19 protein-coding genes are annotated in these 22,031 nt (G+C 54.2%); 13 read left to right on the top strand and 6 right to left on the bottom strand.

Annotation, left to right across the window (positions count from 1 at the left end; translation table 11 throughout):
• Positions 1–4: 4 nt before the first annotated feature.
• The 7 genes from mreB to tldD all read left to right on the top strand — a co-directional run bounded on the left by mreB (position 5) and on the right by tldD (position 10,071).
• On the top strand, positions 5–1,048 hold the full coding sequence (gene mreB, locus QNN88_RS15580; protein WP_000913396.1) for a rod shape-determining protein MreB: 1,044 nt from the start codon (positions 5–7) through the stop codon (positions 1,046–1,048).
• Positions 1,049–1,111: 63 nt separating this feature from the next.
• On the top strand, positions 1,112–2,140 hold the full coding sequence (mreC, locus tag QNN88_RS15575) for a rod shape-determining protein MreC (RefSeq protein ID WP_414241000.1): 1,029 nt from the start codon (positions 1,112–1,114) through the stop codon (positions 2,138–2,140).
• The gene (gene mreD / locus QNN88_RS15570; RefSeq protein WP_414240999.1) at positions 2,140–2,628 is read left to right on the top strand and encodes a rod shape-determining protein MreD; all 489 of its coding nucleotides are present in this window, start codon (positions 2,140–2,142) and stop codon (positions 2,626–2,628) included. Before mreC ends, mreD begins: the two co-directional genes overlap by 1 nt.
• A gap of 8 nt (positions 2,629–2,636) precedes the next feature.
• On the top strand, positions 2,637–3,230 hold the full coding sequence (locus QNN88_RS15565) for a Maf family protein (protein ID WP_414240998.1): 594 nt from the start codon (positions 2,637–2,639) through the stop codon (positions 3,228–3,230).
• Entirely contained in the window at positions 3,220–4,689 is a 1,470-nt protein-coding gene (gene rng / locus QNN88_RS15560) for a ribonuclease G (RefSeq protein WP_414240997.1), read from the top strand. The genes QNN88_RS15565 and rng overlap by 11 nt, the downstream gene beginning before the upstream one ends.
• 56 nt (positions 4,690–4,745) lie before the next feature.
• A complete protein-coding gene (gene yhdP, locus QNN88_RS15555) occupies positions 4,746–8,549 on the top strand; it encodes an AsmA2 domain-containing protein YhdP (RefSeq protein WP_414240996.1) in 3,804 nt (1,267 codons plus the stop codon).
• A gap of 76 nt (positions 8,550–8,625) precedes the next feature.
• Positions 8,626–10,071, top strand: a complete 1,446-nt coding sequence (tldD, locus tag QNN88_RS15550; RefSeq protein ID WP_414240995.1) for a metalloprotease TldD — start codon at positions 8,626–8,628, stop codon at positions 10,069–10,071.
• Between the two features lie 69 nt (positions 10,072–10,140).
• Here tldD and aaeR read toward each other — a convergent pair whose 3' ends face one another.
• Positions 10,141–11,070, bottom strand: coding sequence for an HTH-type transcriptional activator AaeR (gene aaeR, locus QNN88_RS15545; RefSeq protein WP_414240994.1), 930 nt, complete (start codon positions 11,068–11,070; stop codon positions 10,141–10,143).
• 182 nt (positions 11,071–11,252) lie between these two features.
• Between aaeR and aaeX the strand changes: the two genes are divergently transcribed.
• From aaeX to QNN88_RS15520, 5 genes are all read left to right on the top strand, one after another.
• The gene (aaeX, locus tag QNN88_RS15540; protein WP_214140452.1) at positions 11,253–11,456 is read left to right on the top strand and encodes a p-hydroxybenzoic acid efflux pump operon protein AaeX; all 204 of its coding nucleotides are present in this window, start codon (positions 11,253–11,255) and stop codon (positions 11,454–11,456) included.
• A gap of 7 nt (positions 11,457–11,463) precedes the next feature.
• Entirely contained in the window at positions 11,464–12,396 is a 933-nt protein-coding gene (gene aaeA / locus QNN88_RS15535) for a p-hydroxybenzoic acid efflux pump subunit AaeA (RefSeq protein WP_414240993.1), read from the top strand.
• A gap of 5 nt (positions 12,397–12,401) precedes the next feature.
• Positions 12,402–14,369 carry a p-hydroxybenzoic acid efflux pump subunit AaeB gene (aaeB, locus tag QNN88_RS15530; protein WP_414240992.1) on the top strand — a complete coding sequence of 656 codons (1,968 nt, stop codon included), beginning with the start codon at positions 12,402–12,404 and terminating at the stop codon, positions 14,367–14,369.
• 90 nt (positions 14,370–14,459) lie between these two features.
• Positions 14,460–15,908: an NAD-dependent succinate-semialdehyde dehydrogenase gene (locus QNN88_RS15525; protein WP_414240991.1), complete on the top strand. Its 1,449-nt coding sequence runs from the start codon at positions 14,460–14,462 to the stop codon at positions 15,906–15,908.
• A 29-nt stretch (positions 15,909–15,937) separates the two neighbouring features.
• Positions 15,938–16,210: a hypothetical protein gene (locus tag QNN88_RS15520; protein WP_414240990.1), complete on the top strand. Its 273-nt coding sequence runs from the start codon at positions 15,938–15,940 to the stop codon at positions 16,208–16,210.
• Between the two features lie 59 nt (positions 16,211–16,269).
• Here the strand turns inward: QNN88_RS15520 and yhcN are convergent, their stop codons facing one another.
• Entirely contained in the window at positions 16,270–16,533 is a 264-nt protein-coding gene (gene yhcN, locus QNN88_RS15515; protein ID WP_042998327.1) for a peroxide/acid stress response protein YhcN, read from the bottom strand.
• A gap of 366 nt (positions 16,534–16,899) precedes the next feature.
• A complete protein-coding gene (gene argR, locus QNN88_RS15510) occupies positions 16,900–17,370 on the bottom strand; it encodes a transcriptional regulator ArgR (protein WP_042324992.1) in 471 nt (156 codons plus the stop codon).
• Positions 17,371–17,785: 415 nt separating this feature from the next.
• On the opposite strand from argR, the gene mdh reads away from it, so the two are divergent.
• Entirely contained in the window at positions 17,786–18,724 is a 939-nt protein-coding gene (gene mdh / locus QNN88_RS15505; protein WP_414240989.1) for a malate dehydrogenase, read from the top strand.
• Between the two features lie 74 nt (positions 18,725–18,798).
• On the opposite strand, the gene degS is transcribed toward mdh, so the two are convergent.
• The 3 genes from degS to zapG all read right to left on the bottom strand — a co-directional run bounded on the left by degS (position 18,799) and on the right by zapG (position 21,891).
• The gene (degS, locus tag QNN88_RS15500; protein WP_414240988.1) at positions 18,799–19,866 is read right to left on the bottom strand and encodes an outer membrane-stress sensor serine endopeptidase DegS; all 1,068 of its coding nucleotides are present in this window, start codon (positions 19,864–19,866) and stop codon (positions 18,799–18,801) included.
• Between the two features lie 90 nt (positions 19,867–19,956).
• A complete protein-coding gene (gene degQ, locus QNN88_RS15495; protein WP_414240987.1) occupies positions 19,957–21,324 on the bottom strand; it encodes a serine endoprotease DegQ in 1,368 nt (455 codons plus the stop codon).
• A 168-nt stretch (positions 21,325–21,492) separates the two neighbouring features.
• The gene (gene zapG / locus QNN88_RS15490; RefSeq protein WP_042324999.1) at positions 21,493–21,891 is read right to left on the bottom strand and encodes a Z-ring associated protein ZapG; all 399 of its coding nucleotides are present in this window, start codon (positions 21,889–21,891) and stop codon (positions 21,493–21,495) included.
• Positions 21,892–22,031: the final 140 nt, after the last annotated feature.

Here is a 22,031-nt window from a genome sequence, read left to right as displayed (position 1 = left end):
TAGTATGTTGAAAAAATTTCGTGGCATGTTTTCCAATGACTTGTCCATTGACCTGGGTACCGCGAATACCCTCATTTATGTAAAAGGACAAGGCATCGTATTGAATGAGCCTTCCGTTGTGGCCATTCGTCAGGATCGTGCCGGTTCACCGAAAAGCGTGGCTGCAGTAGGTCATGATGCGAAGCAGATGCTGGGTCGTACGCCGGGCAACATTGCTGCTATTCGCCCAATGAAAGACGGCGTTATCGCTGACTTCTTCGTGACTGAAAAAATGCTTCAGCACTTCATCAAGCAAGTGCACAGCAACAGCTTTATGCGTCCTAGCCCGCGTGTGCTGGTGTGTGTACCGGTTGGTGCCACTCAGGTTGAGCGTCGTGCTATTCGTGAATCCGCACAGGGCGCTGGCGCCCGCGAAGTCTTCCTGATCGAAGAACCGATGGCTGCGGCAATTGGCGCTGGCCTGCCGGTTTCTGAGGCAACCGGTTCGATGGTGGTTGACATCGGTGGCGGTACGACGGAAGTCGCCGTAATCTCCCTGAACGGTGTGGTCTATTCTTCTTCTGTCCGTATCGGCGGCGATCGCTTCGATGAAGCTATCATTAATTATGTGCGCCGTAACTACGGTTCTCTGATCGGTGAAGCCACCGCAGAGCGTATCAAGCATGAAATCGGTTCTGCTTATCCGGGCGACGAAGTGCGTGAAATCGAAGTGCGCGGTCGTAACCTGGCAGAAGGTGTTCCTCGCGGCTTCACCCTGAACTCTAACGAGATTCTGGAAGCCCTGCAGGAGCCGCTGACCGGTATCGTTAGCGCGGTGATGGTTGCACTGGAACAGTGCCCGCCGGAACTGGCGTCTGATATCTCCGAGCGCGGTATGGTGCTCACTGGCGGCGGTGCGCTGTTGCGTAACCTTGATCGTCTGTTAATGGAAGAAACCGGCATTCCAGTTGTTGTGGCTGAAGACCCGCTGACCTGTGTGGCGCGTGGCGGCGGCAAAGCGCTGGAAATGATCGACATGCACGGCGGCGACCTGTTCAGCGAAGAGTAATCGGATACCGGCAGGAGAGCGTCACGCTGTCCTGCCGACTCTGATACGAGAATACGCAAACTTATGAAGCCAATTTTTAGCCGTGGCCCGTCGCTACAGATTCGCCTTATCCTGGCGGTGTTGGTGGCGCTCGGCGTGATTATTGCCGACAGCCGCCTGGGTACGTTCAGCCAGATCCGGACGTACATGGATACCGCCGTCAGTCCTTTCTACTTTATTTCCAATGGTCCACGAGAACTGCTTGATGGCGTCTCGCAAACGCTCGCAACACGCGACCAGCTTGAGCTTGAAAACCGGGCATTGCGCCAGGAACTGCTGCTGAAAAACAGTGAACTGTTGATGCTGGGGCAGTATAAACAGGAGAACGCGCGTCTGCGTGAGCTGCTGGGTTCGCCGCTGCGTCAGGATGAGCAAAAGATGGTGACGCAGGTCATCTCCACGGTTAACGATCCCTACAGCGACCAGGTGGTTATCGACAAAGGCAGCGTAAACGGCGTTTACGAAGGTCAGCCGGTGATCAGCGATAAAGGCGTTGTCGGCCAGGTTGTCGCGGTAGCGAAACTCACCAGCCGTGTTCTGCTGATTTGCGATGCCACTCATGCCTTGCCTATTCAGGTGTTGCGCAATGACATCCGGGTAATTGCGGCGGGTAACGGTTGCACTGACGATCTGCAACTCGAACATCTGCCGGCCAATACCGATATTCGTGTGGGCGACGTGCTGGTGACATCGGGTCTGGGGGGGCGTTTCCCGGAAGGTTATCCGGTTGGCGTGGTCTCTTCTGTTAAGCTGGATACTCAACGTGCTTATACGGTGATTCAGGCGCGTCCGACTGCGGGCTTGCAGCGTCTGCGCTATCTGCTGTTGCTGTGGGGGGCCGACCGTAACGGCGCCAACCCGATGACGCCGGAAGATGTGCATCGTGTGGCGAATGAACGACTGATGCAGATGATGCCGCAAGTGCTGCCATCTCCGGATATGATGGGGCCACCACCGCCTGTGCCTGCACCAGCGACCGGTGTCACATCATCACCTGCCGCTCAGCCAGCGGGCACGACGCCGCCTCCATCGCGTGCGCCGGGAGGCCAGTAGTGGCAAGCTATCGTAGCCAGGGCCGCTGGGTTATCTGGCTTTCGTTCTTTATCGCACTGTTGCTGCAAGTGATGCCCTGGCCGGAAGAGATCATTGTTTTCCGGCCAAACTGGGTACTGCTCATATTACTCTACTGGATCCTCGCTCTGCCTCATCGCGTCAATGTGGGCACAGGTTTCGTGATGGGTGCCATACTGGATCTTATTAGTGGTTCCACGCTTGGCGTGCGGGCGTTGTCGATGAGCATTATCGCCTATCTGGTGGCGCTAAAATTCCAGCTCTTTCGCAATCTGGCGCTCTGGCAGCAGGCGCTGGTGGTGATGTTGCTTTCGCTGGTGGTGGATATTATTGTTTTCTGGTCAGAGTTTTTAGTGATCAACGTCTCTTTCAGACCTGAAGTATTCTGGAGTAGTGTAGTCAACGGTGTGCTCTGGCCGTGGCTTTTCTTGCTGATGCGTAAAATCCGTCAGCAATTTGCCGTGCAATAAAGGTTTCTATGACGTCTCTATACTTAGCTTCCGGTTCGCCGCGCCGCCAGGAACTGCTTACGCAGTTAGGCGTTTCTTTCGAACGTATTGTCACGGGAATAGAAGAAACACGTGGCGAGGGAGAAAGCGCGCAACAGTATGTATCGCGTCTGGCGCGGGAAAAAGCCCAGGCCGGCGTGGCGCAGACGCCAGGCGATCTCCCCGTGCTGGGGGCGGATACCATCGTTATCCTCAACGGTGAAGTGTTAGAGAAACCGCGTGATGCCCATCATGCGGCGTTCATGCTGCGCAAATTGTCCGGCCAAACGCATCAGGTGATGACGGCCGTTGCGTTGGCGGATAGTCAGTATGTGCTCGACTGCCTGGTGATGACGGAGGTGACGTTCAGAGCGCTGACGGATGCGGATATCGCTGACTATATCGCCAGCGGTGAACCGATGGATAAAGCAGGTGCATACGGTATTCAGGGGCAAGGTGGTTGTTTTGTCAGGAAGATAAATGGCAGCTATCATGCCGTGGTCGGCTTACCGCTGGTTGAAACGTATGAGTTGCTGAGCAATTTTAACTCACTGCGTGAGAAAAGGGATAAACATGACGGCTGAATTGTTGGTAAACGTAACGCCATCGGAAACGCGCGTGGCGTACATTGATGGCGGTATTCTGCAGGAAATACATATCGAGCGCGAAGCGCGACGCGGGATCGTAGGCAATATCTACAAAGGTCGGGTCAGTCGCGTACTTCCGGGTATGCAGGCGGCTTTTGTAGATATTGGGCTGGATAAAGCCGCGTTTCTTCATGCTTCCGACATTATGCCGCACACCGAATGCGTGGCGGGCGAAGAGCAGAAGCAGTTTACCGTTCGCGATATTTCAGAGCTGGTGCGCCAGGGGCAAGATCTGATGGTGCAGGTGGTAAAAGATCCGCTGGGCACCAAAGGCGCGCGTCTGACCACCGACATCACCTTACCATCTCGTTATCTGGTCTTTATGCCCGGCGCCTCGCACGTGGGCGTTTCTCAGCGTATCGAAAGTGAAGCCGAGCGTGAGCGTCTGAAGAAAGTGGTCGCCGAGTACTGCGACGAGCAGGGTGGATTTATCATCCGCACGGCGGCAGAAGGGGTCTGTGAAGACGATCTGGCGTCAGATGCTGCGTACCTTAAGCGTGTCTGGACCAAAGTGATGGAGCGCAAAAAGCGCCCGCAGACCCGTTATCAGATGTATGGCGAACTGGCGTTGGCGCAGCGTGTGTTGCGTGATTTTGCGGATGCGCAGTTAGACCGCATCCGCGTGGATTCTCGCCTGACCTATGAAGCTCTGATGGAGTTTACTGCCGAATACATGCCGGAGATGACCAGCAAACTTGAGCATTACAGCGGTCGTCAACCGATCTTCGATCTCTTTGATGTCGAAAACGAAATTCAGCGCGCGCTGGAGCGCAAGGTCGAACTGAAATCCGGCGGCTATCTGGTTATCGATCAAACCGAAGCCATGACCACTGTTGATATCAACACCGGGGCATTTGTTGGCCATCGCAATCTCGATGACACCATCTTCAACACCAATATTGAAGCGACCCAGGCGATCGCCCGCCAGCTTCGACTGCGTAATCTCGGCGGCATCATTATTATCGATTTTATCGACATGAATAATGAGGATCACCGACGCCGGGTTCTGCATTCGCTTGAGCAGGCGCTGAGTAAAGATCGGGTGAAAACCAGTATTAATGGTTTTTCCCAGTTGGGTCTGGTGGAAATGACGCGCAAGCGCACGCGTGAGAGCGTGGAGCATGTGTTATGTAATGAGTGCCCGACCTGTCATGGACGCGGCACGGTGAAGACGGTAGAAACCGTCTGTTATGAGATCATGCGTGAAATTGTTCGCGTGCATCACGCCTACGACTCCGATCGCTTCCTGGTCTATGCTTCTGCGGCCGTCGCGGAAGCCCTGAAAGGGGAAGAATCACACGCTCTGGCGGAAGTGGAGATTTTTGTCGGCAAACAGGTCAAAGTACAAATCGAGCCGCTCTATAACCAGGAGCAGTTTGACGTCGTAATGATGTAAACCGATGCAGTGTCGCATGACCAGCGGCGCTTATTTTGGCAGACAAGGAGAGACGCGTGAGGCGATTGCCGGGGATATTACTGCTCACTGGAGCCGCGCTCGTCGTTGTCGTAGCGCTGCTGGTCAGTGGCTTGCGCCTGGCGTTACCCCATCTCGACAGTTGGCGACCGACGATCCTCAGCAAAATTGAGTCTGCAACGGGATTGCCGGTCAAGGCCAGCCAGATCTCAGCCAACTGGCAAAATTTCGGACCCACCCTCGAGGCGCGTGATATTCACGCTGAACTGAAAGACGGCGGTGAATTTTCGGTTAAACGCGTTACCCTTGCGCTGGATGTCTGGCAAAGTTTGTTGCACATGCGCTGGCAGTTTCGCGATCTCACCTTCTGGCAACTGAATTTCCGTACCAACACGCCGATTGAACGCAGCGAAAGCGGTGACGGGCTGGAAGCCAGCCGAATCAACGATCTTTTCCTGCGCCAGTTCGATCACTTCGATCTCCGCGACAGCCAAATCAGCTTTCTGACGCTTTCCGGCCAGCGCGCCGAACTGGCGATCCCACAACTCACCTGGGTTAACGGTAAAAATCGCCATCGTGCAGAAGGCCAGGTGAGCCTCTCCAGTCTGACCGGTCAACACGGCGTTATGCAGGTGCGTATGGATCTGCGTGACGATGACGGTCTGCTGAATAACGGCCGTGTCTGGCTACAGGCTGACGACATTGACGTCAAACCGTGGCTGGGCAAATGGATGCAGGACAACGTGGCGCTGGAGACTGCGCGCTTTAGCCTCGAAGCCTGGATGACGCTCAGCAAAGGGGACATCGCCGGCGGTGATGTCTGGCTGAAACAGGGCGGAGCGAGCTGGAAAGGCGACAATAACCTCCATACGCTCTCTGTCGACAATCTGACGGCGCATATCAGTCGTGAACAGCCGGGCTGGCAGTTTTCTATTCCCGATACCCGCATCACGATGGACGGCAAGGCCTGGCCGCGCGGGGCGTTACAACTGGCCTGGATCCCCGAGCAGGAAGTCGGCGGCGCAGACGGAAAACGCAGTGATGAACTGCGCATCCGCGCCAGCAATCTGGAATTGTCCGGGCTTGAGGGGCTGCGCCCGATGGCGTCGAAACTTTCGCCTGCGCTGGGTGATATCTGGCGCGCTACCCAGCCGAGTGGAAGTATCGATACCCTGGCGCTTGATATCCCGCTTCAGGCAACAGAGAAGACGCGTTTCGAGGCTTCATGGCGGGATCTGGCGTGGAAACAGTGGAAGCTGTTGCCGGGAGCCGAGCATTTCTCCGGTACGCTCTCCGGTAGCGTGGAAAACGGGTCGCTGACCGCCGCGATGAAAGAGGCAAAAATGCCCTATGAGACGGTTTTCCGCGCGCCGTTAGAAATTGAAGACGGCGTTGCCACACTGAACTGGCTGAAGAATGACAAAGGTTTTCAACTGGATGGCCGCAACATCGATGTGAAAGCGAAGGCCGTTCATGCGCGCGGCGGTTTCCGCTATCTGCAACCGGCTGGTGATGACCCCTGGCTGGGGATTCTGGCGGGCATCAGCACCAACGACGGCTCTCAGGCCTGGCGTTACTTCCCGGAAAACCTGATGGGCAAAGCGCTGGTGGATTATCTCAGCGGTGCGATTCAGGGCGGTGAAGCGGATAACGCGACGCTGGTCTACGGCGGCAATCCGCATTTGTTTCCGTATAAGCACAATGAAGGCCAGTTTGAAGTGCTGGTCCCGCTGCGTAATGCGAAATTTGCCTTCCAGCCGGACTGGCCGGCGCTGACCGATCTGAATATCGAGCTGGATTTTCTTAACGACGGCCTGTGGATGAAAACCGATGGCGTTAATTTGGGGGGCGTGAAGGCCACCAACCTGACGGCCATTATCCCGGATTACTCCAAAGAGAAGTTACTGATCGACGCCGATATTCAGGGACCAGGCAAGGCGGTAGGGCCGTATTTTGACGACACGCCGTTGAAGGATTCGCTGGGTGCCACGCTTGAGCAGCTGCAGATTGACGGCGATGTGAATGCTCGCTTACATCTGGATATTCCGCTGGACGGCGAACAGGTTACCGCCAAAGGCGATGTGTTGTTGCGCGATAACAGCCTGTTTATCAAGCCGCTCGACAGCACCCTGAAAAACCTCACCGGTCAATTCAGCTTCGTTAACGGTAATCTGAAAAGCGAACCGATGACGGCGAACTGGTTTAATCAGCCGCTAAACGTTGATTTCAGCACCACGGAAGGGGCAAAGGCGTATCAGGTGGCGGTGAATCTCAACGGTAACTGGCAGCCAGCCCGTACCGGCGTTTTGCCTGCACAGGTGAATGACGCACTCAAAGGCAGCGTGGCGTGGGATGGCAAAGTCGGTATCGACCTGCCGTATCATTCCGGCACGACCTACAACGTTGAGCTGAACGGCGATCTCCGGAATGTAAGCAGTCACTTACCTTCTCCACTGGATAAAAGAGCGGGTGAGGCATTACCCGTTAAAATTAAAGCCGCGGGCGACCTGCGTAGCTTTACGCTGACCGGCAGTGCCGGGCAGGAAAATCATTTTAACAGCCGCTGGTTACTGAATCAGAAGCTGACGCTGGATCGTGCAATCTGGACGGCGGAAAGCCGGACGACGCCACCTTTGCCGGAACGCGAAGGCATTGAGCTGAATCTGCCTGCGATGGATGGTGCGCAATGGCTGGCATTATTCCAGAAAGGCGCGGCGGACAACGTCGGTGCTAACGCGAATTTCCCACAACATGTCACGCTGCGTACCCCCGCGTTAACGCTGGGAGGACAACAGTGGAACAACCTGAGTCTCGTTTCTGAAGCCGCGTCGAATGGGACAAAAATCGAGGCGCAGGGGCGTGAAATCAACGCCACGCTGGCCATGCGCAATAACGCCCCGTGGCTGGCGAACATAAAATACCTCTATTACAACCCCTCCGCCGCCAAAAAAACAGATAACCGTGAGGCGCCAGCCTCCCCATTCGCATCGGTAGAACGCGTGAGTTTCCGCGGCTGGCCTGACGTGCAGTTGCGCTGTGAAGAGTGCTGGATGTGGGGCCAAAAATACGGACGTATCGATGCGGATGTGGCCATTCAGGGCGACACGCTGAACCTGAGCAACGGCTTGCTGGATACCGGCTTCACCCGACTGACGGCGGACGGACAATGGGTTAACACCCCCGGCAGCGAACGTACTTCCTTAAAAGGGAAACTGCGGGGTAATAAGATTGATGCAGCAGCAGGATTTTTTGGCTTCTCAACTCCTATACGCGATGCCTCGTTTAACGTTGATTACGATCTGCACTGGCGCAACCCGCCGTGGCGGCCGGAGGAAGCCTCGCTGAACGGTATTATCCGTACCCGGCTGGGCAAAGGGGAGATCACCGAGCTAAGCACCGGGCACGCGGGGCAGTTGCTGCGTCTGCTGAGCTTCGACGCGCTGCTGCGTAAACTGCGTTTTGATTTCAGTGATACGTTTAATGAAGGATTTTACTTCGACTCCATTCGCAGCACCGCCTGGATTAAGGACGGCAAGTTGCATACGGACGATACGCTGGTGGACGGACTGGAAGCGGATATTGCCATGAAAGGGTCGGTTAATCTGGTACGCCGCGAACTGAATATCGAAGCGGTTGTGGCACCGGAAATCTCCACCACGGTGGGCGTCGCGGCCGCGTTTGCGGTGAACCCAATTGTGGGTGCGGCGGTCTTTGCCGCCAGTAAAGTGCTTGGGCCGCTGTGGAGTAAAGTCTCGATCCTGCGCTATCGGATCACCGGCCCGATCGACAAACCACAGATTAATGAAGTCCTGCGCCAGCCGCGGAAAGAAAAATCGCAATGATTTGACGGGGGCAAGGAATTGCCCCACTCTCAGTACATAGATCCTCTATCGCAGTCATTAACGAGTAGCAATAACGATGAGTCTGAACCTGGTAAGTGAACAATTGCTAGCGGCGAACGGCCTGAAACATCAGGATCTGTTTGCCATTCTGGGCCAACTGGCCGAACGCCGTCTTGACTACGGCGATCTCTATTTTCAGTCGAGCTATCACGAATCCTGGGTTTTAGAAGACCGCATTATTAAAGATGGTTCTTACAATATCGATCAGGGCGTGGGCGTTCGCGCAGTGAGCGGTGAAAAAACCGGGTTTGCCTATGCTGATCAGATTAGCTTGCAGGCGCTGGAACAGAGCGCACGCGCTGCGCGGACCATCGTGCGTGACAGCGGCGACGGAAAAGTGAAGACTCTCGGTGCCGTGGAGTATCCGGCGCTGTACACCGCTGTCGATCCGCTGCAAAGCATGAGCCGCGAAGAAAAGCTCGATATCCTGCGCCGTGTGGATAAAGTTGCCCGCGAAGCGGATAAACGAGTGCAGGAAGTGTCGGCGAGCCTGACCGGCGTATATGAATTGATCCTCGTTGCGGCTACCGACGGAACGCTGGCCGCTGATGTGCGTCCGCTGGTGCGTTTGTCGGTCAGCGTGCAGGTGGAAGAAGACGGTAAACGTGAACGCGGCGCCAGCGGTGGCGGCGGGCGTTTTGGCTACGATTATTTCCTTGCAGATCTGGATGGTGACGTCCGCGCCGACGCCTGGGCGAAAGAGGCCGTGCGTATGGCACTGGTGAACCTGTCCGCCGTTGCGGCGCCAGCCGGGACGCTGCCCGTGGTATTAGGTGCTGGCTGGCCGGGCGTGCTGCTGCATGAAGCCGTGGGGCATGGTCTGGAAGGAGACTTTAACCGTCGTGGTACGTCAGTATTCAGCGGTCATATGGGCGAACTGGTCGCCTCTGAACTGTGCACCGTGGTGGACGATGGCACGATGGCGGACCGCCGGGGTTCTGTGGCCATTGACGATGAAGGCACGCCGGGTCAGTACAACGTGCTGATCGAAAACGGTATTCTGAAAGGTTATATGCAGGACAAACTGAATGCGCGCCTGATGGGTGTTGCGCCGACCGGAAACGGCCGCCGGGAGTCTTACGCACATCTGCCGATGCCGCGCATGACTAACACCTATATGCTGCCGGGTAAATCCACGCCGCAGGAGATCATTGAGTCCGTAGAGTATGGCATCTACGCGCCAAACTTTGGCGGTGGTCAGGTGGATATCACTTCCGGCAAATTTGTCTTCTCGACCTCGGAAGCCTGGCTTATCGAGAACGGTAAAGTGACAAAGCCGGTGAAAGGGGCGACGCTAATTGGTTCAGGTATCGAAGCGATGCAGCAGATCTCAATGGTGGGCAACGATCTGAAGCTGGATAACGGCGTTGGCGTCTGCGGTAAAGAAGGCCAGAGCTTGCCAGTTGGTGTGGGTCAGCCGACGCTAAAAGTGGATAACCTGACGGTCGGCGGCACGGCCTGATTGTCAGTTGTCGAATGACCACTGATGTATCCGTAGGCCCGGTAAGCGGTAGCGCTACCGGGCAATTTGTTACTTCTCTTTTCCTCGCCCATGCATTCCCTGGAACAACTGCGCCACGTCGATGAAATAGTCGGTCAGATAGTTAATCACCACCTGCACCTTCAGCGGCAGCTTGTCTTTTTCGGTGTACAGCGCATAAACCGGACGCGGATCGGACTGATAACGCGGCAGTAAGATCTCCAGTTCTCCCCGATTGATCTCATTGATGACCCACATCAACGGGACGTAGGCGATACCCGCACCCGCAGTGAGCCAGCGGTTGAGGGTCATGGGATCGTTGGTCACAAACCGTCCCTGCGGGATCAGGCGTGTGGAGATCCCTTCCGGCGCGATCAGTTCGAACTCATTATCCGGGCGCACGCTGTATTCCAGCCATGAGTGGTTGGTAAGATCGGCTGGCTTTTCCGGCATACCGTACTGGGTAAGATAGCTTTTCGCCGCACATACCACCATCGGCATTGCCCCCAGGCGGCGGGAAAACAGACTGGAATCCTGCAGGGCACCCACGCGGATGACCACGTCCAGACCATCCGCGATCAGATCGGGCGCCGGGATGCCGGTGACCAGATTGACCGTCAGGCCAGGGTGTTCTTTGAGCATCTTCGCGGTGATCCCGGCGAGAACATTTTGTGCCATGGTTGAAGAACAGCCAATACGTAGCGTACCGATAGGCGTGTTGTTAAAGGCATAAAGCTGTTCGTGAACATCCTGCACTTCATGCAGCATCCGCCGACAGCCCTGATAATAAATTCTACCGGCTTCGGTCAGCCCGATGCTGCGTGTGCTGCGGTTTAACAGCTTGACCTGTAACTCGTCTTCCAGTTTCGATACCGTCTGACTGATGGACGAAACACTCATTTGTAGCTGGCGGGCGGCGGCGGTGAAGGAACCAAATTCCACCACTTTTGCAAACACCGACATGCGTTTTAGTCGTTCCATTATTCACTCTGGCTTAAAAGTGATTTAGATCACATATTATAGATAACAGCATAACAGTTACGGTAATATATTATTATTCATATAAAGGCCGTGTCGCTCTCGCCTGGCTTTCCTTGCCCTTCATGGCGTCGACACTGGCTGAAAACCGTATCGCCTGCACTCTCTTTATAATCAAGGTCAACATGAGTCTGTTTCCCGTTATCGTGGTGTTTGGTCTCTCCTTCCCACCGATATTCTTTGAATTGCTTCTTTCACTGGCGATTTTCTGGCTGGTACGCCGGGTGCTGGCGCCTACAGGCATCTATGATTTTGTCTGGCATCCGGCTCTGTTTAATACTGCGCTGTATTGCTGTCTCTTTTACTTGATATCGCGCCTGTTCGTTTGAGGTTGAAGTGAAAACACTAACAAGAAAAATCTCCCGTACGGCCATTACCCTCGTTCTGGTCATCCTGGCGTTCATCGCAATCTTCCGCGCCTGGGTCTATTACACCGAATCGCCGTGGACGCGTGACGCCCGCTTTAGCGCCGACGTTGTGGCGATCGCGCCGGATGTCGCTGGGCTTATCACCGACGTTAACGTGCGCGATAACGAACTGGTGAAAAAAGATCAGGTGCTGTTCACCATCGACCAGCCGCGTTACAAAAAAGCGCTGGAAGAGGCCGAAGCTGATGTTGCGTATTACCAGGTGCTGGCGCAAGAAAAACGTCAGGAAGCCGGGCGTCGTAACCGTCTTGGCGTGCAGGCGATGTCCCGCGAAGAGATTGACCAGGCTAATAACGTCCTGCAAACCGTATTGCATCAGCTTGCCAAAGCGCAGGCAACCCGCGATCTCGCAAAGTTGGATCTCGAACGTACCGTTATTCGCGCTCCAGCGGATGGCTGGGTGACCAACCTGAACGTCTATACCGGTGAGTTTATTACGCGCGGCTCTACTGCAGTGGCGTTGGTGAAACAAAATACGTTTTACGTACTGGCCTATATGGAAGAGACCAAACTGGAAGGCGTTCGCCCAGGCTATCGTGCAGAAATTACCCCGCTGGGTAGCAACAAGGTATTAAAAGGGAGGGTCGATAGCATCGCGGCAGGGGTCACTAACGCCAGCAGTACCCGCGACGACAAAGGCATGGCGACGATCGATTCGAATCTGGAGTGGGTACGTCTCGCGCAACGCGTTCCGGTGCGTATCCAGCTTGACGATCAGCGGGAAAATCTGTGGCCTGCCGGTACCACGGCGACGGTAGTGATCACCGGCAAGCAGGATCGTGATGAAAATAACGACTCGTTCTTCCGTAAAATGGCGCACCGTCTGCGCGAGTTTGGTTAATCGCGATGGGCATTTTTTCCATTGCCAACCAGCACATTCGCTTTGCGGTCAAACTGGCCAGTGCGATTGTCCTCGCGCTGTTTGTTGGCTTTCACTTTCAGCTTGAAACACCGCGCTGGGCGGTGCTGACGGCGGCGATAGTCGCGGCAGGCCCGGCTTTTGCGGCGGGGGGCGAACCGTACTCCGGCGCAATCCGCTATCGCGGGATGCTGCGTATTGTTGGCACCTTCATTGGCTGCATTGCGGCGCTGATCATTATCATTGCAATGATTCGCGCACCGCTACTGATGATTCTGGTGTGCTGTATCTGGGCGGGGTTTTGTACCTGGATCTCCTCGCTGGTACGCGTTGAGAATTCCTATGCGTGGGGCTTATCGGGCTATACCGCGTTGATTATCGTCATTACCATTCAGACTGAACCGCTGTTGACGCCGCAATTTGCCGTAGAACGCTGTAGCGAGATTGTCATTGGTATTGTCTGCGCCATTATGGCGGATCTGCTTTTTTCTCCGCGATCGATCAAACAAGAGGTGGATCGCGAACTGGATAGCCTGCTGGTGGCGCAGTACCAACTGATGCAGTTGTGTATTAAACATGGTGATAGTGAAGAAGTGGACAAGGCCTGGGGCGATCTGGTGCGTCGGGCCACGGCGCTGGAAGGAATGCGCAGCAACCTGAACATGGAGTCCTCCCGTTGGGCGCGCGCCAATCGTCGTCTTAAAGCGATCAATACCCTGTCACTGACCATGATTACGCAATCCTGCGAAACCTATCTGATCCAGAACACGCGTCCGGAGTTGATCACTGATACCTTCCGTGAGTTCTTCGCTATGCCGGTTGAAACCGCGCAGGATGTGCATAAACAGCTTAAGCGTCTGCGCCGGGTGATTGCCTGGACCGGCGAGCGTGAAACGCCCGTCACGCTGTATACCTGGGCCGGCGCGGCAACGCGCTATCTACTGCTAAAGCGCGGCGTGATCAGCAATACCAAAATCAGCGCCACGGAAGAAGAGGTGCTGCAGGATGAACCGGTGGTGAAAGTTGAATCCGCCGAGCGCCACCATGCCATGGTGAATTTCTGGCGCACCACGATCTCTTGTGTGCTGGGGGCGCTGTTCTGGCTGTGGACCGGCTGGACTTCCGGCAACGGCGCGATGGTGATGATTGCGGTGGTCACCTCTCTGGCGATGCGTCTGCCGAACCCACGCATGGTCGCTATCGACTTTATCTACGGTACGCTTGCCGCGCTGCCGCTGGGAGCGCTCTATTTTCTGGTGATCCTCCCCAATACCCAGCAGAGTATGCTGTTGCTCTGTCTGAGCCTTGCGGTGCTTGGGTTCTTTCTGGGGATCGAAGTACAGAAGCGGCGACTGGGCTCTATGGGGGCGCTGGCCAGTACCATTAACATTATCGTGCTGGATAACCCGATGACCTTCCACTTCAGCCAGTTTCTGGATAGTGCATTAGGGCAGATTGTAGGTTGTATGCTGGCTTTCCTGGTTATCGTCACCGTGCGCGATAATTCACGCGATCGTACGGGGCGCGTGCTGCTCAATCAGTTTGTCTCGGCGGCCGTCTCGGCGATGACCACCAATGTGGTGCGGCGTAAAGAAAACCATCTTCCCGCGCTTTATCAGCAATTGTTCCTGTTGATGAACAAATTCCCCGGTGATTTGCCGAAGTTCCGCCTGGCGCTGACGATGATCATCGCACACCAGCGTCTTCGGGATGCGCCGATTCCGGTTAACCACGACCTCTCCGCGTTCCACCAGCAGTTGCGTCGTACGGCGGACCATGTCATTTCAGCCGTGAATGACGACAAGCGCCGGCGTTACTTTGGTCAGCTACTGGATGAGCTGGACGTGTATCAGGAAAAGCTGCGGGTCTGGGAAGCGCCACCACAGGTCACCGAACCGGTGAAACGGTTGACCGGCATGCTGCACAAGTACCAGCATGCGCTGACCGATAGCTAACCTTGAGAAACCGATGCCAAAAGCGTCGGTTTTTTTATGGCTATACTTATTCGATGTGCGCAACTCAGGACATCAGAAGGAGAAAACACCATGCAAACGCTTCAGGACAACGAACTTTTTCAGACAGGATATCTGGTTGATGGGCTGTGGAAAACGCTGGACACCACATTTGATGTGCTGAATCCGGCGACCGGTGAAACGATCGCAAAGGTAGCAAAAGCAGGAAAACAACAGACGGAAGACGCCATTGCGGCGGCGAGTAAAGCGTTTCCTGCGTGGCGGGCGAAAACGGCAAAAGAGCGTTCGGCGATCTTGTACCGCTGGTATGAACTGATTATCGAAAACAAAAGCTGGCTGGGAAGGCTAATGACCGCCGAACAGGGAAAGCCGCTGAAAGAAGCCGAGGGAGAAGTCGAGTACGCTGCCAGCTTTATTCAATGGTTTGCCGAACAGGCGAAACGCGCCAACGGTGAAATCATCCCCCCGATCAAACCCGGCTCCCGCATTCTGGCTACCCGTGAACCGATAGGCGTGGTGGCGGCAATCACGCCGTGGAATTTCCCGATGGCGATGTTGACGCGTAAGCTTGGTCCGGCACTGGCAGCAGGCTGTACCGGGGTGATAAAACCGGCCAACAACACGCCGCTGAGTGCCTTTGCGCTGCTCACGCTGGCGAAGAAGGCGGGGGTGCCCGATGGCGTGCTCAACGCCGTAGCGGGTAATACGCAGGAAATCAGCGACGCCATCATGGCAAGCCATGCGGTGCGAAAAATTTCATTCACTGGTTCAACGGCGGTGGGTAAAACGTTGGTGCGCAACGCCGCAGAAACCATGAAGAAAGTGTCGATGGAACTGGGTGGTAATGCCCCTTATATCGTATTTGACGATGCTGACATCGATGCGGCGGTAAAAGGCGCTATTGCCAATAAGTTCCGAAATGCCGGACAGGTCTGCGTCAGTGTGAACCGGTTTTATATTCATGAGTCCGTTTATGACGATTTCACTTACAAACTGGCAGAGGCGGTTCAGGCGCTGAAAGTCGGGAATGGTATGGAGGATGGTGTCGTCGTCGGGCCGCTGATTGAGCCTTCTGCGGTCGATAAAGTGCGTGAGCATGTTGAAGATGCCGTTGCGAAAGGGGCGAAAGTGCTGGCTGGCGGGAAACCGCACGCGCTCGGTGGGAACTTCTGGCAGCCTACGGTGCTGGGGGAATGCAGCGACGGCATGAAACTGGCGAGTGAGGAGACATTCGGGCCTGTGGCGGCGTGCTTCCGCTTTACCAGCGAAGAAGAGGTGATTCAGCGCGCGAACAACACACCGTTTGGCCTGGCTGCTTACTTCTATACGCAAAACCTACAGAGGGTATTCCGTGTCTCCCAGGCCATTGAAAGCGGCATGATTGGGATAAACGAATGCGCGGTATCCACCGAACTGGGACCGTTTGGCGGGGTGAAAGAGTCTGGACTGGGCCGTGAGGGATCCGTGCTGGGGTTAGACGAATTTCTGGAAGTGAAAACCCTACATCTTGGCGGCCTGTAGCCAGCCCGGTACCGGGAAGGTGGCGATAGATGAATATCTATACATTTGATTTTGATGAAATTGAGGATCAGGACGACTTCTACCGTGAGTTTGCACGGATGTTCAGTCTGGCTAAAGAGCAAGTGAGTGATCTCGATTCCCTGTGGGACATCATCATGAAGGACGTGTTGCCGCTACCGCTGGAGATCGAGTTTGTACATTTACCCGACAAGTCACGCCGACGCTATGGCGCATTGATTTTATTGTTTGAGGAGGCGGAGGAAGAACTGGAAGGTCAACTGCGTTTTAATGTCCGTCATTGAGAGATAAAAAAAAGCCCCCGACAGTCGGGGGCAATGTCGTCGGACTAGACGACGAGGGTTTATTTGTACAATTCGGCAGTGGCATGCCAGGTGTCACCGCTACGGGCTTCGGTGATCTGATACGCTGATGCGCCTTTTTCCTGGGCTTTTTTGTTCAGCATTTCATGCATGTCCATTGGGCTTGAGCCGATTGCACTTACGGAGACAGAGCCAATCGCTTCGCGATTTTGCGCTTGTTCTGCGTTGATAGAATCTGCGGCGAATGCGCCGAAAGAAAGAACAGAAAGAACGCTTAACGCAGCAACAGTTGTTTTGATTTTCATGATAAGTACCTCGTCGAATTTATTATTGGGGGTCTTCGTTTCGTGACCCTCATCACAAAATCAAGTATACACTAATAACGCTATAAATTAATACCACGCTAATTGTTTCTGATGGTTTTAGGGACTAAAAAAATTTTTTTTATTCAGTTCAGGAATTAAAAATCAAGGTTTTTTATTTTATTATCATTAAAATCATAAAGTTATAGGTTTTTGCGATTTGTGCGGTTTTAGCTTTGGTTATTCACCATGTGAATGTTTTTTGGCAGATAAACGCACTAATTGTTAAAGGATAAGCAGTGATATTCACGGCGAATGCGCGAAAAGGCAGGGTTATCCCCCGCCACGTTTGCGGCGGGGTGGAAGGGGTCAGAGCTCTTGTTCGAACAGTTCCAGAATAGCTTCGTAGAGATCTTTCACCGTAAAGCCATTAGCTGGGGTCGTAAAGATGGTGTCATCTCCGGCGATGGTGCCGAGAATACCTTCTGCTTTACCCAGGGAGTCCAGCAGGCGAGCGATCAATTGTGCTGCACCTGGGCTTGTGTGGATAACCACCACCGCATCATTAAAGTCGATATCAAGAACCAGGTTCTTCAGCGGGCTGGAGGTGGTGGGAACGCCCAGTTCAGCCGGAAGGCAGTAGACCATCTCCATTTTCGCGTTGCGGGTACGGACGGCACCAAACTTTGTCAGCATGCGTGAGACTTTGGACTGATTGATGTTATCAAAACCCTGATCCTGCAATGCGAGGACAATTTCGCCCTGAGAGCTGAATTTTTCTTCTTTAAGTAGCGCTTTGAACGCCTTTACTAATTCTTCTTGCTTAGCTGAGCTTCGCATAAGTCACCCGTAATATGAGAGCGGAAACAACATTATTATGCATACAGATGAATTTTTATGCAAATAGTCTGCCCAAATGAAGGCTGAAATAATGTTATGAAAGAGCGGAATTTTATCAAATTTCGTTATCAAGAAACATGCCTGTGTCACGCCTCGCAAATAAGCTTAAAAGTAAATTAATTGTTATCAAATTGATGTTGTTTTGGGCCGACAGTAGGGTATATTGTCACCACCTGTTGGAAAGTTGCTCTACTGCACAGACATCTTCGTATTACGTCAATTAAATGCATAAAAGCTAAATTCGCGTGACAACACAGAAATGAATACGCGTGATTGTATTCATAGAAATTGTGGTTTAACGTCGCCGCCGCGGAGCAACAAACACTTAGTTTATCAATATAATAAGGAGTTTAGGATGAAAGTCGCAGTCCTCGGCGCTGCTGGCGGTATCGGCCAGGCGCTTGCACTACTGTTAAAAACCCAACTGCCTTCAGGTTCAGAACTCTCCCTGTACGACATCGCTCCAGTGACTCCCGGTGTGGCCGTTGATCTGAGCCATATCCCAACTGCTGTGAAAATCAAAGGCTTCTCCGGTGAAGACGCGACCCCGGCACTGCACGGTGCTGACGTGGTGCTGATCTCCGCGGGCGTGGCGCGTAAACCGGGTATGGACCGTTCCGATCTGTTTAATGTCAACGCAGGTATCGTGAAGAACCTGGTACAGCAGATCGCGACGACCTGTCCGAAAGCCTGCATCGGTATCATCACCAACCCGGTGAACACCACCGTCGCCATTGCAGCAGAAGTACTGAAAAAAGCCGGCGTTTACGACAAAAATAAACTGTTTGGCGTGACCACGCTGGACATCATCCGCTCCAACACCTTTGTGGCGGAACTGAAAGGTAAACTGCCGACTGACGTTGAAGTGCCGGTTATTGGCGGACACTCTGGCGTGACTATTCTGCCACTGCTGTCGCAGATCCCGGGCGTGAGCTTCACTGACCAGGAAGTGGCTGACCTGACCAAACGTATCCAGAATGCGGGTACCGAAGTGGTTGAAGCGAAGGCGGGTGGCGGATCCGCAACCCTGTCTATGGGCCAGGCGGCTGCACGTTTTGGTCTTTCACTGGTTCGCGCACTGCAGGGCGAAAAAGGCGTTGTAGAATGTGCCTACGTTGAAGGCGACGGCCAGTACGCACGTTTCTTCTCGCAGCCGCTGCTGTTGGGTAAAAACGGCGTGGAAGAGCGTCAGTCTATCGGCAAACTGAGTGCATTCGAGCAGAACGCGCTGGAAGGCATGCTGGATACCCTGAAGAAAGATATCCAACTGGGTGAAGAGTTCGTTAACAAGTAAGCGAACCGTGAAGCCGTAAAAAAACCGGAGCCAGTTCATCTGCCTCCGGTTTTTTATTGTCTGGCTACCGAAAACTAGTTAGTTGCCGGGTATTCCTGAATGGTAACCTGCAGTGTCAGCTGCTTATCATCACGCATGACAATCACCGGAATTACCGAGCCAGGTCGAATCTCAGCCACCTGGTCCATCGTTTCCAGCGCGGAGACGGCGGGTTTGCTGTTCACAGAGATAATCAGGTCGTTAACCTGAATACCTGCCTGCGCAGCAGGGCCATCTGGTGCCACTTCATTCACGACGATCCCCTGGATTTGGTCCATGCCGCCACCCTGGGCGTGCAGCGGCGCGATTTCACGACCGCCAATCCCAATGTAACCACGGATGACACGACCATCGCGGATGAGCTTATCCATAATTTTGGTCGCCAACTGGAACGGAATGGCAAAGCCGATCCCTTCTGGCGTTTCACCGTCATTGCTTTTATCAAACGACAGAGTGTTGATACCCATGAGCTCGCCCAGCGAGTTCACCAGCGCACCGCCGGAGTTACCGTGGTTGATAGAGGCATCTGTTTGCAGAAAGTTCTGCCGTCCGGTTGGGTTCAACCCGATACGCCCCGTGGCGCTGATAATACCCTGAGTGATGGTCTGTCCGAGGTTATAGGGGTTACCGATCGCCAGCACCACGTCGCCGATATGCGGAGAACGCTTGTTATTGATCGGAATCGTGGGCAGACCGCTGGTGGCGTTAATTTTCAGAACGGCCAGATCGGTCAACGTATCGGAGCCAACCAGCAGCGCTTCAAAGACACGCCCGTCCTGCAAGGCAACGATAATCTGATCGGCATCGTTGATTACATGCTTGTTGGTAATGATATAACCGCGTTGATCCATAATTACGCCGGAACCCAGGGTGCGGATTTCCAGTTGATTATGCGCGGTGCTGTTCATACTGCGGTTATAGACGTTGACCACAGCAGGGGCCGCGCGACGTACTGCAGAGTTATAGCTGGCGGGCGTCTCGTCGGCACTGTCATATTGCGGTGCAGAAAGCGTGTTGATTTTGCGAAGCGAAGGCATGGCAGCCAGAAGAATGGCGCCAACAATCAAACCTATTGCAACCGAACGTAAGAGCTTCACTAACATGATGGAGGCGTCATTAATAAAGGGAACGGCAGCAGCATATCACGAGTTAACCGGACATCACACGCGAGGCTGATGTCCGGGATCCTGGATTTAGCGCAGGAGCAAATAAATGCTCTCGTTTCCGCGAATAATTTGTAACGCGATAATGGACGGTTTGGCTTCCAGCACTTTACGCATTTCGGCGATAGAGTTTACCCGGTCACGGTTAACCCCGATGATCACATCATCCTTCTGCAGGCCAGCCTGTGCGGCAGGACTGCTCTTTTCAACGCTGTCAATTTTGATGCCTTTGCTGCCGTCTTTGAGCTGACCGTCGCTCAGCGTCGCTCCTTGCAATGCCGGCGCAATCATCTCTGCGCTGGCAGAAGAGGAGGTGCTGGTATCGAGCGTGACTTCCACTTCCTGTGGTTTGCCGTTACGTAACAGACCCAGCTTCACTTTGGTGCCAGGTTCTGTGGTGGCGATACGGGAGCGTAGCTCAGCAAAACTATTGAGCGGTTTACCGTTGAGGCTGGTGATCACATCGCCGGACTTAATACCCGCTTTGGCGGAACCGGAGTTTGGCAGCACTTCGCTGACAAAGGCACCGCGCTGCACGTCCATTTTGAACGCTTTGGCGATGTCGGCGGTCATTTCGGTCCCTTTAATGCCCAGAAGGCCGCGCTTGATTTCACCAAACTGAATCAACTGCTGTGCCAGAATGCGGGCCATATTGCTGGGGATAGCAAAACCGATCCCGACGCTACCGCCGCCAGGCGCCAGGATGGCGGTGTTAATACCGATCAACTCACCGTTGAGGTTAAGCAGCGCGCCGCCGGAATTCCCGCGGTTAATTGAGGCATCGGTTTGAATAAAGTTTTCCAGCCCTTCCAGGTTCAACCCGCTGCGTCCCAGCGCCGAGACGATACCTGAGGTGGCCGTTTGCCCCAGGCCAAACGGGTTACCGACCGCCACAGCGAAATCACCCACGCGCAGTTTATCCGAGTCGGCGATGGCGATTTGCGTAAGCTTGCTGGCGTTTTGAATTTGCAGCAGGGCGATGTCGCTTTGATCGTCGCTGCCAATCAGTTTGGCCTCAAATTCACGCCCGTCATTCAACTGAACGCTGATCTTTTGCGCCTGATTAATCACGTGGTTATTGGTCAGCACATAGCCTTTTGCGGCATCGATAATGACCCCGGAACCCAGCCCTTCAAACGGTTGTGCCTGTTGATCCGGCAGGTCATCGCCGAAGAATTTTTTAAATTCTTCGGGGACTTTCTGTGTCTGAGTGGCGGTGCCTTCAACCTTCACGCTGACAACGGCAGGTAGCACTTTTTCGAGCATTGGGGCAAGACTGGGAAGCGCGGGTTGGCCAGGGACCTGGCCGGGAATCGACGCAATGGCCTGAAACGGCGCCGAGAGAGTTAACCCGACACTTAACGCTAATGCACTCAACAGCTGGGTTTGTATTTTCATTGATCCTGCTCTCGTACCTTGAGTAAAGGGAAAGACGATTCAAAACAGTTTGATGTTATTGAATTTTCAATCAGCTAACAATGCGGATAATGATTAAATGATAGTCGGGACGGGAGAGAAGAGGTGGGCGCAATCGCTGCGCCCAGAAAAAATATTAACGGTGTGCGGTTAGTCGCGCTTTGCGCCACTGCGCAGTAGGCCGGAGGCGCCTTCGGAATAGTCACGCGGCATTTGTACCGGCGCCTGATCGTTGCTGGCTTCAGACTCGGCCAGACGGTTACGGAACGGGTTAGATTCGGCTGACAGTTCCGGCAGCAGGCTGCTGGAGCTTTTCGCCATGTGCTGATACAGCTGGCGGTAATCGTGGGCCATGGTGTCCAGCAACTCGGCGCTGCGGGCAAAATGGCTGACCAACTCTTCGCGGTACTCTTCCAGCTCTGCTTTGTTCTTTTCCAGCTCGTATTGCAACGCCTGTTGCTGACGTAACTTCCGGTTGCCAAAACGCATGGCTACAGCACCGACGATGATGCCGACGACTAACCCAATTAGCGCGTATTCCCAGGTCATGAACATCTCCCGTTGTCTTGTGTTTCCGTAGGGTGTTGGCTTGAGGCTTCATGCCTTCGCCTGATACTGCCACTATAACCGCTAATCCCGCAGAAGTGGAATCCCGTCTTTATATCGCGTAGTGTAGAACAGCCTTTTTT

It is taken from the genome of Citrobacter sp. ANG330 (assembly GCF_047467925.1).
GTDB classification, from domain to species: Bacteria; Pseudomonadota; Gammaproteobacteria; order Enterobacterales; family Enterobacteriaceae; genus Citrobacter_A; species Citrobacter_A amalonaticus_G.
The sequence above is the reverse complement of the archived record's forward strand: the minus strand, read 5'-3'. Positions and strand labels throughout refer to the sequence as shown.

Bases quoted from the DNA above. Each gene is read 5' to 3' on its own strand.
- mreB (WP_000913396.1), top strand. From the start codon at position 5: ATGTTGAAAAAATTTCGTGGCATGTTTTCCAATGACTTGTCCATTGAC.
- mreC (WP_414241000.1), top strand. From the start codon at position 1,112: ATGAAGCCAATTTTTAGCCGTGGCCCGTCGCTACAGATTCGCCTTATC.
- QNN88_RS15565 (WP_414240998.1), top strand. From the start codon at position 2,637: ATGACGTCTCTATACTTAGCTTCCGGTTCGCCGCGCCGCCAGGAACTG.
- rng (WP_414240997.1), top strand. From the start codon at position 3,220: ATGACGGCTGAATTGTTGGTAAACGTAACGCCATCGGAAACGCGCGTG.
- tldD (WP_414240995.1), top strand. From the start codon at position 8,626: ATGAGTCTGAACCTGGTAAGTGAACAATTGCTAGCGGCGAACGGCCTG.
- aaeR (WP_414240994.1), bottom strand. From the start codon at position 11,070: ATGGAACGACTAAAACGCATGTCGGTGTTTGCAAAAGTGGTGGAATTT.
- aaeX (WP_214140452.1), top strand. From the start codon at position 11,253: ATGAGTCTGTTTCCCGTTATCGTGGTGTTTGGTCTCTCCTTCCCACCG.
- aaeB (WP_414240992.1), top strand. From the start codon at position 12,402: ATGGGCATTTTTTCCATTGCCAACCAGCACATTCGCTTTGCGGTCAAA.
- QNN88_RS15525 (WP_414240991.1), top strand. From the start codon at position 14,460: ATGCAAACGCTTCAGGACAACGAACTTTTTCAGACAGGATATCTGGTT.
- QNN88_RS15520 (WP_414240990.1), top strand. From the start codon at position 15,938: ATGAATATCTATACATTTGATTTTGATGAAATTGAGGATCAGGACGAC.
- yhcN (WP_042998327.1), bottom strand. From the start codon at position 16,533: ATGAAAATCAAAACAACTGTTGCTGCGTTAAGCGTTCTTTCTGTTCTT.
- argR (WP_042324992.1), bottom strand. From the start codon at position 17,370: ATGCGAAGCTCAGCTAAGCAAGAAGAATTAGTAAAGGCGTTCAAAGCG.
- mdh (WP_414240989.1), top strand. From the start codon at position 17,786: ATGAAAGTCGCAGTCCTCGGCGCTGCTGGCGGTATCGGCCAGGCGCTT.
- degS (WP_414240988.1), bottom strand. From the start codon at position 19,866: ATGTTAGTGAAGCTCTTACGTTCGGTTGCAATAGGTTTGATTGTTGGC.
- degQ (WP_414240987.1), bottom strand. From the start codon at position 21,324: ATGAAAATACAAACCCAGCTGTTGAGTGCATTAGCGTTAAGTGTCGGG.
- zapG (WP_042324999.1), bottom strand. From the start codon at position 21,891: ATGACCTGGGAATACGCGCTAATTGGGTTAGTCGTCGGCATCATCGTC.